Source organism: Arthrobacter sp. NPDC080086 (genome assembly GCF_040702285.1).
This window is the reverse complement of the sequence record NZ_JBFBKP010000013.1, coordinates 18,345-36,245: the sequence shown is the minus strand read 5'-3', so window position 1 is coordinate 36,245 and position 17,901 is coordinate 18,345. Positions and strand designations below refer to the sequence as shown.

The 17,901-nt window shown below is 66.6% G+C and carries 16 protein-coding genes and 2 tRNA genes; 14 read left to right on the top strand and 4 right to left on the bottom strand.

The features are described 5' to 3' along the window. Nucleotides 1-3 precede the first annotated feature (3 nt). From gnd to AB0305_RS07150, 10 genes are all read left to right on the top strand, one after another. Nucleotides 4-888, top strand: coding sequence for a phosphogluconate dehydrogenase (NAD(+)-dependent, decarboxylating) (gene gnd / locus AB0305_RS07195; protein ID WP_290257107.1), 885 nt, complete (start codon nt 4-6; stop codon nt 886-888). 22 nt (nt 889-910) lie between these two features. Then, nucleotides 911-2,143: a DNA replication/repair protein RecF gene (gene recF / locus AB0305_RS07190; RefSeq protein ID WP_364138070.1), complete on the top strand. Its 1,233-nt coding sequence runs from the start codon at nt 911-913 to the stop codon at nt 2,141-2,143. After that, nucleotides 2,136-2,693 carry a DciA family protein gene (locus tag AB0305_RS07185; RefSeq protein WP_364138067.1) on the top strand — a complete coding sequence of 186 codons (558 nt, stop codon included), beginning with the start codon at nt 2,136-2,138 and terminating at the stop codon, nt 2,691-2,693. Before recF ends, AB0305_RS07185 begins: the two co-directional genes overlap by 8 nt. Before the next feature lie 436 nt (nt 2,694-3,129). Beyond that, nucleotides 3,130-5,217: a DNA topoisomerase (ATP-hydrolyzing) subunit B gene (gene gyrB / locus AB0305_RS07180; protein ID WP_364138064.1), complete on the top strand. Its 2,088-nt coding sequence runs from the start codon at nt 3,130-3,132 to the stop codon at nt 5,215-5,217. A 59-nt stretch (nt 5,218-5,276) separates the two neighbouring features. Then, nucleotides 5,277-7,985 (top strand): DNA gyrase subunit A, encoded by a 2,709-nt coding sequence (gene gyrA, locus AB0305_RS07175; RefSeq protein WP_364138061.1) that lies wholly within the window; start codon nt 5,277-5,279, stop codon nt 7,983-7,985. Next, nucleotides 7,982-8,623, top strand: a complete 642-nt coding sequence (locus tag AB0305_RS07170) for a DUF3566 domain-containing protein (RefSeq protein ID WP_290257102.1) — start codon at nt 7,982-7,984, stop codon at nt 8,621-8,623. Before gyrA ends, AB0305_RS07170 begins: the two co-directional genes overlap by 4 nt. Before the next feature lie 98 nt (nt 8,624-8,721). Continuing rightward, nucleotides 8,722-8,795, top strand: a tRNA-Ile gene (locus AB0305_RS07165). Nucleotides 8,796-8,852: 57 nt separating this feature from the next. Next, complete coding sequence (locus AB0305_RS07160; protein ID WP_290257101.1) at nt 8,853-8,969, top strand: DLW-39 family protein; 117 nt, start codon at nt 8,853-8,855, stop codon at nt 8,967-8,969. Nucleotides 8,970-8,992: 23 nt separating this feature from the next. After that, a tRNA-Ala gene (locus tag AB0305_RS07155) sits at nt 8,993-9,068 on the top strand. A 111-nt stretch (nt 9,069-9,179) separates the two neighbouring features. Further along, on the top strand, nt 9,180-10,094 hold the full coding sequence (locus AB0305_RS07150) for a DMT family transporter (RefSeq protein ID WP_364138057.1): 915 nt from the start codon (nt 9,180-9,182) through the stop codon (nt 10,092-10,094). Between the two features lie 22 nt (nt 10,095-10,116). Here AB0305_RS07150 and AB0305_RS07145 read toward each other — a convergent pair whose 3' ends face one another. After that, nucleotides 10,117-10,992 (bottom strand): glycosyltransferase family 2 protein, encoded by an 876-nt coding sequence (locus AB0305_RS07145; RefSeq protein WP_290257099.1) that lies wholly within the window; start codon nt 10,990-10,992, stop codon nt 10,117-10,119. A 138-nt stretch (nt 10,993-11,130) separates the two neighbouring features. Next, on the bottom strand, nt 11,131-12,129 hold the full coding sequence (locus AB0305_RS07140) for a hypothetical protein (protein ID WP_290257098.1): 999 nt from the start codon (nt 12,127-12,129) through the stop codon (nt 11,131-11,133). Nucleotides 12,130-12,283: 154 nt separating this feature from the next. Here AB0305_RS07140 and AB0305_RS07135 point away from each other — a divergent pair, with 154 nt between their 5' ends. Beyond that, nucleotides 12,284-12,829 carry a peptidylprolyl isomerase gene (locus AB0305_RS07135; RefSeq protein ID WP_290257097.1) on the top strand — a complete coding sequence of 182 codons (546 nt, stop codon included), beginning with the start codon at nt 12,284-12,286 and terminating at the stop codon, nt 12,827-12,829. 8 nt (nt 12,830-12,837) lie between these two features. Further along, entirely contained in the window at nt 12,838-13,734 is an 897-nt protein-coding gene (locus AB0305_RS07130) for a rhomboid family intramembrane serine protease (RefSeq protein ID WP_364138052.1), read from the top strand. A 1,337-nt stretch (nt 13,735-15,071) separates the two neighbouring features. Here AB0305_RS07130 and AB0305_RS07125 read toward each other — a convergent pair. Both AB0305_RS07125 and AB0305_RS07120 read right to left on the bottom strand, forming a co-directional pair. After that, complete coding sequence (locus tag AB0305_RS07125) at nt 15,072-15,704, bottom strand: DNA-3-methyladenine glycosylase I (protein WP_364138049.1); 633 nt, start codon at nt 15,702-15,704, stop codon at nt 15,072-15,074. A gap of 140 nt (nt 15,705-15,844) precedes the next feature. After that, on the bottom strand, nt 15,845-16,096 hold the full coding sequence (locus tag AB0305_RS07120; protein WP_290257094.1) for a cell division protein CrgA: 252 nt from the start codon (nt 16,094-16,096) through the stop codon (nt 15,845-15,847). Between the two features lie 273 nt (nt 16,097-16,369). Between AB0305_RS07120 and AB0305_RS07115 the strand changes: the two genes are divergently transcribed. After that, a complete protein-coding gene (locus tag AB0305_RS07115) occupies nt 16,370-17,077 on the top strand; it encodes a class E sortase (RefSeq protein WP_364138046.1) in 708 nt (235 codons plus the stop codon). Nucleotides 17,078-17,247: 170 nt separating this feature from the next. Beyond that, nucleotides 17,248-17,889, top strand: a complete 642-nt coding sequence (locus tag AB0305_RS07110; protein ID WP_364138043.1) for an aminodeoxychorismate/anthranilate synthase component II — start codon at nt 17,248-17,250, stop codon at nt 17,887-17,889. Nucleotides 17,890-17,901 lie beyond the last annotated feature (12 nt).

The window sequence follows — 17,901 nt, the reverse complement described above, 5'->3', positions numbered from 1 at the left end:
CCCGTGCACATTGGATTGATCGGCCTTGGAAAAATGGGCTTCAACATGCGCGAAAGGCTGCGGAACGGCGGCATTGAGGTCACCGGTTTCGACCGCAACCCCGAGGTCACCGACGCAGCCACCATCGACGAACTGATCGCCGCGCTTCCGGCTCCCCGGCTGATCTGGGTCATGGTCCCCGCCGGAGACATCACCGACGCCGTCATCACCGAACTCGGCGACAAGCTCGAGGCCGGTGACCTGGTCATCGACGGCGGAAACTCCCGCTTCACCGAAGACCAGAAGCACGCGGCCGCGCTGGCCGCCAAGGGTGTCCACTTCGCCGACTGCGGCGTCTCCGGCGGTGTCTGGGGCCTGCAGAACGGCTACGGCCTGATGGCCGGCGGCGACGCCGCCGACATCGAGCGCGCCCTGCCGGTCTTCGATGCACTCCGTCCCGAAGGTGACCGGGCGGACAGCTTCGTCCACGTCGGCGGTGTCGGCGCCGGCCACTACGCGAAGATGGTCCACAACGGCATCGAGTACGGCCTGATGCAGGCTTACGCCGAGGGCTACGAACTCCTGGCCGCCAAGGACATCGTCACCGATCTGCCCGGCACTTTCCGCGCCTGGCAGAAGGGCACCGTAGTGCGCTCCTGGCTGCTCGACCTCATGGTCAAGGCCCTCGACGAGGACCCGGGGCTGGAGTCGATTTCCGATTACGTCGAGGATTCCGGTGAGGGCCGGTGGACCGTCGAAGAGGCCATCGCCAACGCCGTTCCCGCCCCCGCCATCACCGCCGCGCTGTTCGCCCGGTTCTCCTCCCGCGAGGACAGCTCCCCGGCGATGAAGATGGTCTCCGCGCTGCGGCACCAGTTCGGCGGACACGCCACCCGGCCCGCCAAGTAATTTCAGGGACCCTGACCCCGGCGTGTACCTAGAGAAGCTTTCGCTGACGGATTTCCGCAGCTACGCCCAGGTTGACCTGAGCCTCGAGCCCGGGGTCACGGTCCTTGTGGGGTCCAACGGCATCGGTAAGACCAACCTGATGGAAGCCATCGGGTACCTCGCCACGTTGAGCTCGCACCGGGTCAGTTCGGACGGCCCGCTGCTGCGCTTCGGCTCCGAACGGGCCATGATCCGGGCCCGCCTGGTCCGCGGCGAGCAGTCGACGGTGCTGGAGCTGGAGCTCAACGCCGGGCGGGCCAACCGTGCCCGGATCAACCGCAGCAACCCGGTCCGGGCCCGCGACATCCTGGGGATCTGCCAGACGGTGCTGTTTGCGCCCGAGGACCTGGCCCTGGTCAAGGGCGACCCGTCCAACCGGCGCCGCTTCCTCGACGAACTGCTGGTCAGCCTCATGCCGCGGCACGCCGCCACCCGCAGCGATTACGACCGGGTCCTGAAGCAGCGCAACGCGCTCCTCAAATCCGGCCGGGCGGGCAAGTTCACCGCCGGGCACGAGGCAACCCTGGATGTCTGGGACCAGCACATGGCCCGGGCCGGGGCCGAGCTGCTGCATGCGCGCCTGGAGCTGGTGGAACTGCTGCTGCCGCACCTGAAAAGTGCCTACGCCCAGCTCACGGACGGGTCCAAGGAAGCCGGCGCGGTGTACCGCTCCACGCTGGACGGAATCTTCGATGGCGACGGCGACGGCTACGATTCCGTGGCATCCGCTGTGGCCGCCGCACCGGCGGAACAGGACGAGGACCTGCGCCGCTTGACCGTGGAGGAACTCACCGAACGGTACATTCGCGCCTTTTCGGCGTCCCGCCGTCGTGAACTCGAACGGGGCATCTCCCTGGTGGGCCCGCACCGCGATGACCTGGACCTGACCCTCGGGCAGGCCCCCGCCAAGGGCTACGCCTCGCACGGCGAAACCTGGTCCATGTGCCTCTCGCTGCGGCTTGCCTCCTACTACGTCATGCTCGACGACGCCCGGACCGGCGGGTCGGCCCCCATCCTGATCCTCGACGACGTGTTTGCCGAACTCGACGTGCAGCGCCGGCGTAAACTGGCCGCTATAGTCTCCGGCGCGGAACAGGTCCTGGTGACCGCCGCCGTCGAAGGCGACATCCCGGCGGAACTCGCCGGCCGGCGGGTAAAGGTCATTCCGGGAGGCATCGATGAGCCGGACAAGCCACGAGTGACAGGCGATGAATAAGGACACCGACGGCGCGCTGCAGCCCGGCCGCGACCCCGACGACATCGACGCCGCCCAGGCGGCGCTCAATCGCATGCGTGACGCTGCGGCCGCGCGGGGCGAGATCCGGCGCAAGGCGCCGCCTAAGCCCGGAAGTACCCAGAAACCCGCCCGCGGCGCCGGCACCCGCGGCTTCAGCCAGTTCCATGGCAGCGGCCGGGACCCCCTGGGCCTGGGTAAGGTGGTGGGTCGGCTGGTCGCCGAACGCGGCTGGACCTCCCCGGTGGCAGTCGGCTCGGTCATGGCACAGTGGCCGGCGCTGGTCGGACCGGAAATCTCGGCACACTGCACCCCGGAAAGCTTCACCGACACCACCCTGCACGTCCGCTGCGACTCCACCGCCTGGGCCACCCAGCTGCGCCTGCTCAGCCTGAGCCTGCTGGAGAAGTTCCGCGTGGAACTCGGCGACGGCGTCGTCACCAGCATCCAGGTCCTCGGCCCCGCGGCCCCCAGCTGGCGGAAGGGTGCCCGCACCGTCAACGGCCGCGGCCCCCGGGACACCTACGGCTAGGCCGCACGCCGCGCCATACCCCTATGCCGTCCACCGGCACCGCCGCCCGAAGGTATGAAGCAGTTGTTCCAAGACCATTGAAAAATCCACAAACGGCGTGTAGGGCGCTCAGACGCCCCGGTTCGGTATAGGAACCCATCCGGAACACCCCGGGAGCATTCCAGGCGGGGCCAGTGGCCTCTCAACGGCAATTACACCCGCGTTTACCCCGCCAGAATGCGGGATTCGGCCCTATAACACGGTAGAATCAGGGAAGATAACTGGGCGCCGATGCAACGTCGACTGAGTCCGTTTCCGACGCGGTTTCTCCTGCGTGGAATCGGTCCCGGCCAGCCATGCCGCCGGCGCCGTCAGTGACGTGCCCGTTGGCAGCGGCTGTTTCCTTGGAGACGGCCGCGGCCGGCCTTCAACGAACATAGAGGAGTCGAAAGCGCCTGTGGCTAACGACAATGCAGAAATCCCGGCAGCGGACACCGCGGACGGAACCGGCCAGGCGGCCGCGCCCACCGAAACGGTCACTCCCCGCGAATACGGGGCCAGCGACATCACCGTTCTTGAGGGCCTGGAGGCGGTCCGGAAGCGTCCGGGCATGTACATCGGCTCCACCGGACCCCGGGGCCTGCACCACCTGGTGTACGAAGTGGTGGACAACTCGGTCGATGAGGCGCTGGCCGGGTACTGCACCCACATCGAGATCGTGCTGCAGGCCGACGGCGGCGTCAAGGTGGTCGACAACGGCCGCGGCATCCCCGTGGACATGCACCCCACCGAACACAAGCCCACGGTCGAGGTCGTCATGACCATCCTGCACGCCGGCGGCAAGTTCGGCGGCGGTGGATACGCGGTCTCGGGTGGCCTGCACGGCGTCGGCATCTCCGTGGTCAACGCTCTCTCCAGCCGCGTCAACACCGAGGTCCGCCGGCAGGGCCACGTCTGGCGGATGTCCTTCGCCGACGGCGGCAAGCCCCAGGGTGAGCTGGTCAAGGGCGAAGAGACCTCCGAGACCGGCACCACGCAGACGTTCTACCCGGACGGCAGCATCTTCGAGACCACGGAATTCGACTTCGAAACCCTCCGGGCCCGGTTCCAGCAGATGGCCTTCCTGAACAAGGGGCTCCGCATCACGCTGACCGACGAGCGCCGCGCCGCATCGGAGACCTCCATTGATGAGGACCTGAACCTCGACGCCGTCGAGACCGAGGGCGAGGTTCCGGCCGAATTCCACACCGTGGTCTATCAGTACGACGACGGCCTGCTGGACTATGTCAAGCACCTCAACTCCGGCAAGAAGGTCGACGTCGTCCACGAGGACGTCATCGCCTTCGAAACCGAGGACACCGAGCGGCACATCGCCTTGGAAATGGCGATGCAGTGGACCAACGCCTACTCCGAAAGCGTCCACACCTACGCCAACACCATCAACACCCACGAGGGTGGCACCCACGAAGAGGGTTTCCGCGCCGCGATGACCTCCCTGATCAACCGCTACGCGCGCGAAAAGGGAATTATCAAGGAAAAGGACGACAACCTCACCGGCGACGACATCCGTGAAGGCCTGACCGCCGTCATCTCGGTCAAGCTCTCCGAGCCGCAGTTCGAGGGCCAGACCAAGACCAAGCTGGGCAACTCCGAGGTCAGGGGCTTCGTCCAGCGCGTGGTCACCGACGGGCTCGGCGACTGGCTGGAGCGCAACCCCGGCCCGGCCCGCGACGTCATCCGCAAGGCCATCTCAGCGGCCCAGGCCCGCATGGCTGCCCGCAAGGCCCGCGACAACGCACGCCGCAAGAGCCCGCTGGAATCCTTCGGCATGCCCGGCAAACTCTCCGACTGCTCGTCTAAGGATCCGCAGAAGTGCGAGGTCTACATCGTGGAGGGTGACTCGGCAGGCGGCTCCGCCAAACGCGGCCGCAACCCCGAGACGCAGGCCATCCTGCCGCTGCGCGGCAAGATCCTGAACGTGGAACGGGCCCGCCTGGACAAGGCCCTCGGCAACGCCGAAGTCCAGTCCATGATCACCGCCTTCGGCACCGGCATCGGCGAGGATTTCGACTTGGCCAAGCTGCGGTACCACAAGATCGTGCTGATGGCCGATGCCGACGTCGACGGCCAGCACATCACCACGCTGCTGATGACCCTGCTGTTCCGCTACATGCGCCCGCTGATCGAGAACGGCTATGTCTACCTCGCCCAGCCCCCGCTGTACCGGATCAAGTGGTCCAACGCCCCGCACGACTACGTTTACAGCGACCGGGAACGCGACGCCAAGCTGGTGTCCGGCCAGGCCGCCGGCCGCCGCATCCCCAAGGACAACGGCATCCAGCGCTACAAGGGCCTCGGCGAGATGGACTACACCGAACTCTGGGACACCACCATGGACCCCGAGCATCGGACGCTGCTGCAGGTCACCATGGACGATGCCCTCGCGGCCGACCAGATCTTCTCGGTACTCATGGGCGAGGACGTAGAGTCCCGCCGAAACTTCATCCAGCAGAACGCCAAGGACGTTCGGTTCCTCGATATCTAGCGGCTTCGCCTCCTGCATATCCCGGAACCGATATATACCTGAAACGGAAAATACAGACTATGAGTGATGAAACACCGGAAGTTCCCGTCGAATCCGGCGCGGAGCCCGTGCTAGAAGGCAACGTCCTTGATACCGATGTGCTCACCGACCGCGTGGAGCAGGTGGACCTGCAGACCGAAATGCAGCGCTCCTACCTCGACTACGCCATGGCCGTCATCGTCGGCCGCGCCCTGCCGGATGTCCGCGACGGCCTGAAGCCGGTCCACCGGCGCGTGCTTTACGCGATGTTCGACGGCGGGTACCGCCCGGACCGCTCCTTCAACAAGTGCGCCCGCGTGGTCGGCGAGGTCATGGGCCAGTACCACCCCCACGGCGACACCGCGATCTACGACGCCCTGGTCCGCCTGATCCAGGACTGGACCATGCGCTACCCGCTGGCGCTGGGTCAGGGCAACTTCGGCTCGCCCGGCAACGACGGCGCCGCCGCCCCGCGGTACACCGAAACCAAGATGGCCCCGCTGGCCATGGAAATGGTCCGGGACATCGACGAGGAGACCGTCGACTTCCAGGACAACTACGACGGCAAGAACCAGGAACCGACCATCCTGCCGGCCCGCTTCCCGAACCTTCTGGTCAACGGGTCCTCGGGCATCGCCGTCGGCATGGCCACCAACATCCCGCCGCACAACCTTCGCGAGGTCGCCGACGGCGTGCAGTGGTACCTGGCCAACCCGACCGCCAGCCGCGAGGAACTGCTCGAGGAGCTGATCCAGCGAATCAAGGGCCCGGACTTCCCGACCGGCGCCACCATCCTGGGCCACAAGGGCATCGAGGACGCCTACCGGACCGGCCGCGGCTCCATCACCATGCGCGCCGTCGTTAACGTCGAGGAACTCCAGGGCCGCACCTGCCTGGTGGTCACCGAGCTGCCGTACCAGGCCAACCCGGACAACCTGGCGATCAAGATCGCCGAGCTGGTCAAGGACGGCAAGATCTCCGGCATCGCCGACCTCCGCGACGAGACCTCGGGCCGCACCGGCCAGCGCCTCGTGATCGTGCTCAAGCGCGACGCCGTCGCCAAGGTGGTGCTGAACAACCTCTACAAGCACACCCAGCTGCAGGACAACTTCGCGGCGAACATGCTGGCAATCGTGGACGGCGTGCCCCGCACGCTCAGCCTCGACGCCTTCATCCGCCACTGGGTTACGCACCAGATGGACGTCATCGCCCGCCGCACCCGGTACCGCCTGCGCAAGGCGGAGGAGGAAGCGCACATCCTGCGCGCCCTGCTCAAGGCCCTGGACGCTTTGGACGAGGTCATCGCCCTGATCCGCGCCTCCACCACCACCGAGGCCGCCCGCGACGGCCTGATGGAACTGCTGGAGATCGACGAACTGCAGGCCCGGGCCATCCTGGACATGCAGTTGCGCCGGCTCGCCGCCCTGGAACGCCAGAAGATCCAGGACCGGCACGCCGAACTCGAGGCCCTGATCTCCGAGTACAACGAGATCCTGGCCTCCGAGGCCCGCCAGCGGGAAATCATCAGCACCGAACTGGCCGAGATCGTGGCCAAGCACGGCGACGACCGCAAGACCAAGGTCCTGATGGGCTTCGACGGCGACATGTCGATCGAGGACCTCATTCCCGAAGAGGAAATGGTCGTCACCATCACCCGCGGCGGCTACGTCAAGCGCACCCGCAGCGACAACTACCGCTCCCAGCAGCGCGGCGGCAAGGGCATCAAGGGAGCCCAGCTGCGCGGCGACGACGTCGTCGAGCACTTCTTCGTCACCACCACCCACCACTGGCTGCTGTTCTTCACCAACCTGGGCCGCGTGTACCGGGCCAAGGCGTACGAACTGGTGGAGGCCGCCCGCGACGCCAAGGGCCAGCACGTGGCCAACCTGTTGGCGTTCCAGCCGGACGAGCACATCGCCCAGGTCCTGGACCTGCGCGACTACCAGCACGCCCCGTACCTGGTGCTCGCCACCAAGCGCGGCCTGGTGAAGAAGACCCGGCTCGAGGACTACGACACGAACCGGTCCGCCGGCGTCATCGCCATCAACCTGCGCGACGGCGACGAGCTCGTCTCGGCCCAGCTGGTCTCCGAGACCGATGACCTGATGCTGGTCTCCCGCAAGGGCCAGTCCATCCGGTTCACCGCCACCGACGAGGCGCTGCGCCCGATGGGCCGGGCAACCTCCGGCGTGACGGGCATGAAGTTCCGGGAGGACGACGAGCTGCTCGCGGCCGACGTCGTCCAGGACGGCTCGTTCGTCTTCATCGTCACCGAGGGCGGCTTCGCCAAGCGCACGGCCGTGGAGGAATACCGCCTCCAGGGCCGCGGCGGCCTCGGCATCAAGGTCGGCAAGTACCAGGAGGAGCGCGGACACCTGGTCGGCGCCCTGATCGTCCAGGAAGAGGACGAGGTCCTGGTGGTGATGGAAGGCGGCAAGGTGGTCCGCTCGTCCGTGGCCGGCGTGCCCGCCAAGGGCCGCGACACCATGGGCGTCATCTTCGCCAAGCCGGACAAGAACGACCGCATCATCGCCGTGGCCCGCAACAGCGAACGCGGCCTCGAATCCGAGGAAACAGCAGCCGAGGGCGACGCCGGAGATGAGGCTACGCTGCCGGATGACGTAACGTTGGCTGGAGAAAACGGAGCCCGCGAGGGGTCCGGAGACACAACATCAGTACCGGCCCCGGAGTCAGATGAGCCATCAGGGGATGCCGAGCTGGACGAAGACAACCCCGGAGGTAACCCGTGAGCAATTCCGACTCCTATCCCAAGTCGAGCAGTGGCCCCGGCAACGCACGGCAGCCGTCGGCGGCCCCCCGGGTGAATGCGCCGTCGCGTCCGCAGCAGCGTCCCGGCGTCGCGGGCTCCGGCCAGCGTCCCGCGGCCCCCGGCCAGCGGCCTTCCGTCCCCGGGCAGCGCCCCTCGGTCCCGGGCCAGCGTCCGGCCGGCCAGGCCAGCCGCCCGGAAACGGCCGGCGCGCGTCCCGGTCAGCCCGGACTAGTCAAGCCGGCCCCCAAGGCCAAGGTGCGCCGCGCCCGCCTGCTGGTGAGCAAGGTTGACCCGTGGTCCGTGCTGAAGATGTCCTTCCTGCTCTCGGTGGCCCTCGGCATCGTCACGGTGGTCGCCGCAATCGTGCTGTGGACCGTCCTGGACCTCACCGGCATCTTTGATCAGGTGGACGGCCTCCTCGGCACCCTGGCCGGGTCCGAGAGCGGCGGCTTCGAACTGAAGAAGGTAGCTTCGCTGGGCCAGGTGGCCTCCTTCGCGGTCATCATCGCCGTGATCAACGTGGTCCTGCTGACCGCCCTGTCGATGCTCTCCGCGGTGCTGTACAACATTGCTGCCACCCTGGTGGGCGGCATCGGTGTGACCCTCACGGACGACTAGAAATACCCGTTTTGCCCGTGATTTAGCGGGTAAATGCCTCGATTTGAGATCGGGCCGGGATGTGCTGTAAAGTCATATCTCGGCCCGATGAGGCATCGGGGCGTATAGCTCAGGCGGTTAGAGCGCTTCGCTGATAACGAAGAGGTCCCAGGTTCAAGTCCTGGTACGCCCACGGAACCTGTACTGGTTCTTGTAAAGGAACGCGCAAGCGGACCGGAACGGGGTGCATGTGAAGAAGTTGCTGGTAGTTGCAGCTACGCTCGCAGGCGTCCTGGTCTACAGGAAAGTGCAGGAAGCCGAAGCCCGGAAAGCAATCTGGAGCGAATCGACCGACACGGTCGACTAGCCGGATTGGCGGGTTGCTCCGATGGGGGCATGGCGCAATTGGTAGCGCACCTGCTTTGCAAGCAGGGGGTTCGGGGTTCGAGTCCCCGTGCCTCCACCATCGAGAAGTCCCGGTCAGCGGAAACGCCGGCCGGGACTTTTGCTTTAAGCCTCCCTTTCCCGGATTCCGTCACGGCACTGGCCACCGCTGTGCGCGCATTAGGGTTGAGGCGTGACCTTCCTTCTCGCCGCCCTGGGCGTCCTTGGTGTGGCCTCCTCCGGCCCCCTGATCGCCGCCACCCTGGGCGCCACCACCGTCAGCGCCCTCGCCATCGCGTTCTGGCGGAACGCCATCGGTGCCGTGGTGATGGCCGGGCCCGTGCTGGTCCGCCAGCCCCGGCAGTTCGGCCGCGTCACCGGCGCCGAGTTCCGCTGGTCCCTGGCGGCCGCCGTCGCTCTCGCCCTGCACTTCGCCTGCTTCATCACCTCCCTGCAGCTCACCTCCGTGGCCGCCGCCACCGCGCTGGTCTGCCTGCAGTCGGGCTGGATTGCCGTCTTCCAGCTGTTCCGCGGCGTCCGGCACGGCTGGCAGGTCCTGGCCGGGCTGGGCCTGGCTTTCGCGGGCGTGGTTGCCATTACCGGGTTCGATATGGGGACCTCCCCGCAGGCCCTCACCGGGGACCTTCTGGCCGTCGCCGGCGGGATGCTGGCCGGCGTCTACACCCTCGCCGGCGGCAAGGCACGGCAGACCATGAGCACGGGTGTCTACACCAGCCTCTGCTACGGCATGTGTGCCGCTGTCGTCGCCGTCCTGGCGCTGGCCAGCGGACAGCCCCTGGGCGGCTTCGAGGCGGCCGGCTGGCTGGGCATCTTCGCCATCACCGTCTGCGCCCAGCTGGTGGGCCACACGGCCTTCAACCACCTGCTGGCCACCATGAGCCCGCTGCTGGTGTCCATGATCATCCTGCTCGAAATCCCGGGTGCCGCCCTGCTGGCGGCGGCGTTCCTGGGTGAGAAGCTGCCCGCCGGAACCTACGTTGGGCTGGCCATGATCCTGGTGGGACTCGCCGTCGTGGTCCTCGGCCAGCGCCGCTCACGCGCCGTGCGCCGCAGTGCCGCCCGTCTTGCTGAGCTCGGCACGGACTAGCCCGTTCGGAATTAACTGCGGGTTACTGGCCCCCGCGGCGTACCGGCTGGGCCGTGTTCACGGTGTGCAGGGCACGCAGCAGCTTGGCCGGGAAGTACACCGAGAAGAAGACCACCATGGGGGCCTTGAGCGCCATCTTCTTGACGTTGTGGGCCTTGTAGGTCCGGTCGAAGCGGGTGACGTAGTACCGGTAGTCGCGCGGCGAGTCCTCGAGCCGTCGTGCGGACATCCCGGAGATCATCTGCGGCCAGTACTGTATCCGGAGCTCGTGGTCGGCAAGGTGCAGGGACAGGTCGATGTCCTCGTGCATCTCGTCCCGCTCATCCCGGCAGGTTTCGTCCTTGATGGTTTCCCAGGCCGAGCGGCGCAGGGCCATGTTGGAGCCGAACAGGAAGTGGTACTGGTGCTTGGCGAGCTTGAGCATCAGCTGCCGCATTTTGTCGTCGGCCTTGAGCCCGAAGCGGCGCATCGGCATGTCGTAGTAGACCACCGGGCCGGTCGCGGCTGCGACTGAGGGGTCGGCGAAAGCCTTCTGGACCTGCTCCACCCAGTCCGGCTCCAGGACCGAGTCGGCGTCGATCCGTCCGAGCACATCGCCGGTTGCATGGTTCAGGCCGAAGTTCCGCGTGGGAATCAGGCCTTGGTCACTGTCCTGGCTCATGAGCAGGATCCGGCTCTCCGGGTATTCCAGCTGCATCTGCGCGACGATTTCGGCGGTCCGGTCCTTGGACATGTTGTCCACGACGATGATCTCCTGCGCCGGAACCGACTGGTAGACGGCAGCGATGAGACACTGCCGGATCACGCTTTCCTCGTTGTACGCCGGGATGACGATGGAGACGGCAGGCGGCAGCGCTGCATCGTCGGGGGAACCCAGCTGGGACTCTTCGCGTGACATCCCCCCAAATTTAGCATCCGGGCGGGTTGGGACCCCGGGCTGGTCGGCACAGATCGGAATAACAAAGGGAGGGCCCCGCCCGTGGCGGTGACCCTCCCTGTGTGGCCGCGGCCGCCAACTGGACGGCGGCAGCGGTGCTTACTTGGTCTTGCCCTCGTCGTTCAGGCTGGCCGCAATGTTGTTCATCGCGGTCTTGGCGTCCGTGGCGACCTTCTTATTGGCATCGGACTTCTCGGCCTCCTTGGCCGCTTCGTCAGCCTTGCTGGCGGCGGCGTCGGTGGCTTCCTTGGCGGCGTCGCCGACCTTGGACGCTGCGTCACCAAGCTTGTCGGCGGCGGCGGAGGAAGCGGAACTGACGGCGTCGGCGGCCTTGGAGGCAGCGTGCTTCGCCTCTTCCTTGACCTCGGTGACCGTGGTGGCCGGAACCGGTGCCGGCGTGGCGGGCTTCACCGGGCTGGGGGTCTTCCACGGGTCTTCGACCGGCTTGGACGCCTTCCAGGCGGCGACGCCGGCGGCAACGGCGGCGGTGATGATGCCGAAGATCAGGAATCCGCGGTGCTTGGGCTTCTGCTGCTTGGCGACCTCGCCGGTCACCGCGCGGCTGGCCTCGGAGGCGGCGGCCTTGATCTGCTTGCCGGCAGCCTGTGCCTGCTCCTGCACGTTCTGTACGACGCCGGAGTCAGCGAGACGCTGGGCGACGGCGTCGACGTGGGCCGGTGCGCCCTCAAGGGTGCGGTGAACGGCGTCGGACGCGGCACCGATCTGGTCCGAGAGCTTCGGCAGGTACTCAACCACGACGCGGTCACGCGCGTTGGCGATCACCGGGGTGGCCTTGTCCAGCGCGTCGTGCAGCCGCGGGGTGGCGGCGTCGACGGCATCGTGGATCTTCGGCGCAAGCTGCGCCAGACCGTCCTGGATGCGGGGAGTGACGGTGGCGACGCCGTCGGCCAGGTTGTGGGCCGCAGACTTCAGGCCCTCCTGGATCTTCGGGGAAGCGGTATCCAGGCCCTGCTGCAAGCGCGGAACGGCCCAGTCAACGGCTGCCTCCACCCGGGGGGTGGCCCAGTCCTTGGCGTTTTCCACGGCGCTGGACACCGAGTGCTCCAGCTCACGGGCAATACGATCCGTTTTCTTCACAACTACCTCCCGATTAATGTGACGGTTCTGCAGTTAGCCTACGTGGCCGGAACTCCACCGGCTATTCTCGGCCCTTATTTCGCGGCGATTTCACCCAGCGCGGAACTCAGCCCGCGCCCCTGTACGCCGGAGGCCGCCGTGGAAGAATAGGCCCATGACTGCCATCGCAACTGCAAAAGCAACCATCCACACCAGCATGGGCGACATTGTCGTCAACCTCTTCGGCAACCACGCGCCGAAGACCGTGGACAACTTCGTTGGCCTCGCCACCGGTGAGAAGGCCTGGACCCACCCGGAGACGGGCGAGGACAAGACCGGCACGCCGCTGTACAACGGCACGATCTTCCACCGCATCATCAAGGACTTCATGATCCAGGCCGGCGATCCGCTGGGCCGCGGCATCGGCGGACCGGGCTACAAGTTCGACGACGAGATCCACCCGGAACTGAACTTCAACGAGCCCTACAAGCTTGCCATGGCCAACGCCGGCATCCAGATGGGCCGCGGCACCAACGGCTCCCAGTTCTTCATCACCACCATCCCCACCGGCTGGCTGCAGGGTAAGCACAGCATCTTTGGTGAGGTGGCCGACGAGGAGTCGAAGAAGGTTGTCGACGCCATCGAGGGTGTCCGCACCGGCATGGGCGACCGTCCGGTTGAAGACGTCGTCATCAACAGCATCGACGTCGAAAAGCTCTAGCCTCCGCCATGAGCTACGGAATCCCGTCGGCCGAGCCGTCCGCTGACGTGCCGGTATGCCCCCGCCACCCCGACCGGCCCGCCTACGTGCGGTGCCAGCGGTGTGGGCGTCCGGCATGCCCCGACTGCCAGCGGGCGGCCGCCGTCGGATTCCAATGCGTTGACTGTGTCAACGAAGCCCAGCGCTCCGCGCCGCAGGTCCGCTCCGCCTTCGGCGGGGTGGCCGCGGCAGGCCGGCCGCTGGCGACCCTGGGCATCATCGCCGCCTGTGCCGTTCTCTATGTCCTGCAGTGGATCGTGCCGAACGACTGGGTCTATCAGAACCTGGCCTTCGCCACGGTCTACGCCACCCCCGAGTTCGGGGCGTTCGAACCCTGGCGGATGCTGACCTCCGCGTTCCTGCACTCCCAGGGCTTCATCCTCCACATCTTGCTGAACATGTACATGCTGTGGATCTTTGGCCAGGCGCTGGAGCCCCTGCTGGGGCGGATCCGCTTCCTGGCCCTCTACCTGATCTCCGCCGTCGGCGGTTCGGTCGGTTACTACCTGCTCACCCCGGCGTACGTCCCCGGCCAGCAACTGGCCGGTGTGGTCGGCGCCTCCGGGGCCATCTTCGGCCTCTTTGGCGCCACGCTGGTGGTGCAGCGCCGCCGCGGCGGCGACACCCGGCAACTCTGGGTCCTGATAGCAATCAACGCCGTCATCGGATTCGTGGTGCCGCAGATCGCCTGGCAGGCACATCTCGGCGGCTTGGTCACCGGTGCCCTCTGCGCGGCGGCCATCGCCTACGTGCCCCGCGGCCAGCGGCAGGGCGTCCTGCAGTTCCTGGGCCTTCTCGTGGTGGTGGGCCTGCTGGTCGCCGCCACCGCCGTCCGCGCCGCCACCACAGCCGCCCTGCCGGTGTAGCTGCGGCCGGGCTGGGTCCAGCTTCGGCTCCTGTTGCGGCTCCCGCTGCCTCCACACCCTCTCTTGCGCGTCGGTTTCGGACAGGCGCGCCGCATCCTCTCTTGCGCGCCGATTTCGGACAGGCGCACCCCACTCTCTTTCTCGCACCCATTTCAGACAAGCGCCCCCGAGGCCCGGCATGCGCTGGTCCGAAATCGCAGCGGTCTCAGCGATGCCTCTCTGCTGACGACAGGTTCGACAGCCTTTGTTGCCAGAGTCCGGGCTGTGCGGCCCCACCGTCCCGGTACCGGACTCCGCTGCTGATTACAGGGCTGTGGATCAATTCCTGCCTCTCCACCCTCCCGGCGCTGTCCCTGTGCCTGGGAACCCTCCCCTTCTCGCGGCGGTTTCGGACCGCGGCACTTCGGACCCGGGGTGCGATGGTCCGGAAGCGTAGCGGATCCGCGGTCGGGTGCGGGTGGGCAACAGGAGGGACAGACGCGGCACAAGCCGGGCGGCCGCTTTTCCACAGGGCTTATCCACACTGTTGGTAACTTACAGCCCTGTAGTTCAAGAACGAGGATGCGCTCGAGCCGCCCGTGCTGGCGGAATTAAGCCACTTGGTAACAGTTACACACCGGCTCCTCCACAGCTGTGGATAACTCTTGGGGAATCCAGTGTGGGTAAGTGGACAACTTGTGGGCGTGCAAGCCCGATTTAAGCCGGAATCCACCGAAGTGACCCTGACCTGGACGTATAGATCAGATTTATAGCGGTTATGCACAGACTTTTTCACAGTGTTAATAACTCGACAGCCTAGTTACTCTCCGGTCGGCCCCGCCTCTACGGCCCAGTTGTCGCCGCAATCGAGGGCAGCGTCACCGTTATCCCCACTTGTGGATAACTTGTGGGTACTCGACGTGGATAAAGCGCCCGGGGTGATGGGTTGGCTGGCAGGCGGCTAGTGAGGCCAAGCAGACTAACCGGTGACCACCTGTGGGGATCACGTGGATCTCCGAGATCCTGCTGCTCCGACGCATGCACGGCTTTCTCATCGCCGCTAACAAACCTCGTGCCTTATCCACAGCCGTTTCCACAGTGTTAATAACTCACAGTCCTGTAAGTCGGTGGACGTAATTCGCAGTCGGACCCCCTCAAGCCCGCCAGCAGGCCCGAATTTGCGGGATGGTCGAGGTTATCCACTCACTGGATCCACAGCCTGTGGATAACTTTGTGATTCTTGTGCACAGCTGGGGATGAAGAAAGGGAGCGATTTCAGTGCCGAGCGGCCGCGTTGGAAGCACGGGAGAAACGCTTGAGGTGGCGGCGTCGGAGCGCCCAGGCCACGCGGAGACCCTCTACCGGGGCCACACTCCGGAGCTGCCCCGGCGGTGGCTGTCCATGAGGTGGGTGTCGACCATGCCGATCGCCTCCATCAGGGCGAACATCGTCGTCGGGCCTACGAAGGCGAAGCCGCGCTTGCGGAGGGCCTTCGAGAGGGCCACCGACTCGGGCGACGTGGTGGGGATCTGGTGCAACGCCGTCGGCTCCGGCGTCGACTCCGGTTGGAAGCCCCACACAAAGTTCACCAGCCCGCCGTCGTTCCGCAGCTCAACGGTGGCGCGGGCATTCGTAATCGCGGCCTGGATCTTGAGCCGGTTGCGGACGATCCCGGCATCCTGCATCAGCCGCTCGACGTCGCTCTCCGTGAACTCTGCAACGGTGTCCGGGTGGAAGTCGGCAAAAGCCGTCCGGAAGGCCGGGCGCTTCCGCAGGATGGTTGCCCAGGACAGGCCTGCCTGGAACGCCTCGAGGCTGATCCTCTCGTAGAGGCCCTGTTCATCGCGGACCGGGAGGCCCCACTCGGTGTCGTAATAGTCCCGGAGCATGGGATCGGAGGAGGCCCACACGGGGCGGGCCAGGCCGTCGTCGCCGATGACCGTTCCGCCGGTTGCCGTGGCGCCGGTGGTGGCGAGGGGTTCGGTACTCATGGGATTCTCCTGTCCGGGATGATTCCGAGCCTAGCGGGAGCCGCTGACGTTATAGCCGGGAAAGAATGGCGCCGGAGGAAGCCCGGCCTTAAACCAACGGACCGGCACACAGGGTGCCGGTCCGGAAGGTCGAAAAGGGGCTAGGAGCGCCAGCGGGTGGTCATCAGGAACCCGACGATGGCGATGCCGAAGCCGGCGATGATGTTGCCTGCGCCCCAGTCCTTGACCGGCAGAGTGCCTTCGCTGATGTAAAACGTGATGATCCACAGCAGGCCGATGATCATCAGGCCGAACATCACCGGCTTGAACCACACCGGGTTCGGCTTGTAGGCCTCCGCGGCGCGAGTCTGCTCGGGTGCGGCAGACCTCTTTCGGGGCTTCGACTCGGGCACGGGTCCTCCTTGGCGGGCGGCTGACGATGCGCGAACGGCGACTTGATATCCTGCAAAAAGAAAAGCCGGCGGACAACGCAATCGTGGACGGGTTTAAATCCCCACAATTCTAGCTGTTATTCAGAACACAACCGCGCGGACGCCGCGGATGCCCAGGGAGGAATCACGGTGCTGCTGCAGAAAGCGGAGTCCGGACACCCTTCAGACGCACCGGGCGCGTCGGCCACGCGCGCAACGCCAAAGGACCAAGGGCGCCGCTCCCCGGGCCGTTGGGTGCTGCTGATTGGCGGAGAACTGCTGGTCACCGCCGGTGTGGTGCTCCTCCTGTTCGTCGCGTGGGAGCTCTGGTGGACCAACGTCGACGCCGATTCCCGCCAGCAGGCCGCCGTCGCCGAGTTCGCCCGTTCCCTCGACGGGCCCGCGGCCCCGCCAGCCTCCGCTGCCGCGCCGGATCCCGGACCGCCGCTGGTCGCCGGGGAGCCTGCACCCGGCAGCACGATCGGCGTCGTCTATATCCCGCGTTTTGGTGAGACCTACACCCGGCCTATGGTGCAGGGAACGACGACGGCGGTGCTGGATTCCCTGGGCCTCGGCCACTACGAGGGGACGGCTATGCCGGGCGGCGTGGGCAACGTGGCCCTCGCCGGCCACCGGCAGACCCACGGGGCCGTGCTGGACGCCATCGACAGCCTGGTCCCCGGCGACCGGATCTACATCCAGACCCGCGACGGCTACTACACCTACGTGTTCCGGAACAGCCGGATTGTCCTGCCCACGGCCGTGGACGTGCTGCTTCCGGTGCCCTCCCAGCCCGGAGTGGCCCCGCGGGACCGGTACCTCACCCTCACCAGCTGCAATCCCCGGTTCGGCTCTCAGGAGCGTTTCGTCGCCTATTCGACCATGGAGGGCTGGCAGCCGGCGTCCGCCGGACCACCCGCAGAGATCGCCGCCCAGGTGGCGCGGACCAGAGGGGGCAGCTGAGACATGTACACCTGGATTTTCCGCCACCTCCCCGGCCCCCTCTGGCTGCGCATCGTCACAGCGTTGGTGCTGCTGGCCGGGGTACTGATATTGATGGTTCAGTACCTTTTCCCGTGGATGGCGCAATTCGGCCCATTCACAGATTCAACGATTGGCACGGCACGGCACCCATGAGCGCAACCAAGATCCTGGTCGTGGATAACTACGACAGCTTCGTCTACACCCTGGTGGGCTACCTTCAGGAGCTCGGCGCGGAGACCACGGTGGTCCGCAACGACGACGTCACGCTCGCCGAGGCGATTGAGATGGCGGAGGCGCGCGACGGCGTGCTGATTTCCCCAGGCCCCGGTGCCCCCGCCGAAGCCGGCGTCTGCATCGACCTGATCAAGTGGTGCGGGGAGCACAGCAAGCCCATGCTCGGAGTCTGCCTGGGCCACCAGGCCCTGGCCGAGGCCTACGGCGGGACCGTCACCCACGCCCCCGAGCTGATGCACGGCAAGACCTCGCTGGTGGAACACCAAGGCGGCAGCGTCTTCGCCGGGCTCCCCTCGCCGTTTACCGCCACCCGCTACCACTCCCTGGCCGCGGTTCGCGAGAGTATCCCGGCAGAGCTGGAAATCACCGCGGAGACCGGCACCGGCGTCGTCATGGGCCTGCAACACCGCTCCGCACCGCTCTGCGGTGTCCAGTTCCACCCCGAATCGGTCCTGACCGAAGGCGGCTACCTGATGCTGGGAAACTGGCTTGAGTCCCTCGGCATGGCCGGCGCCGCCGAGCGCGCTGCCGTGCTGAGCCCGCTGATCAAGCACTGACCCGCACGGTCC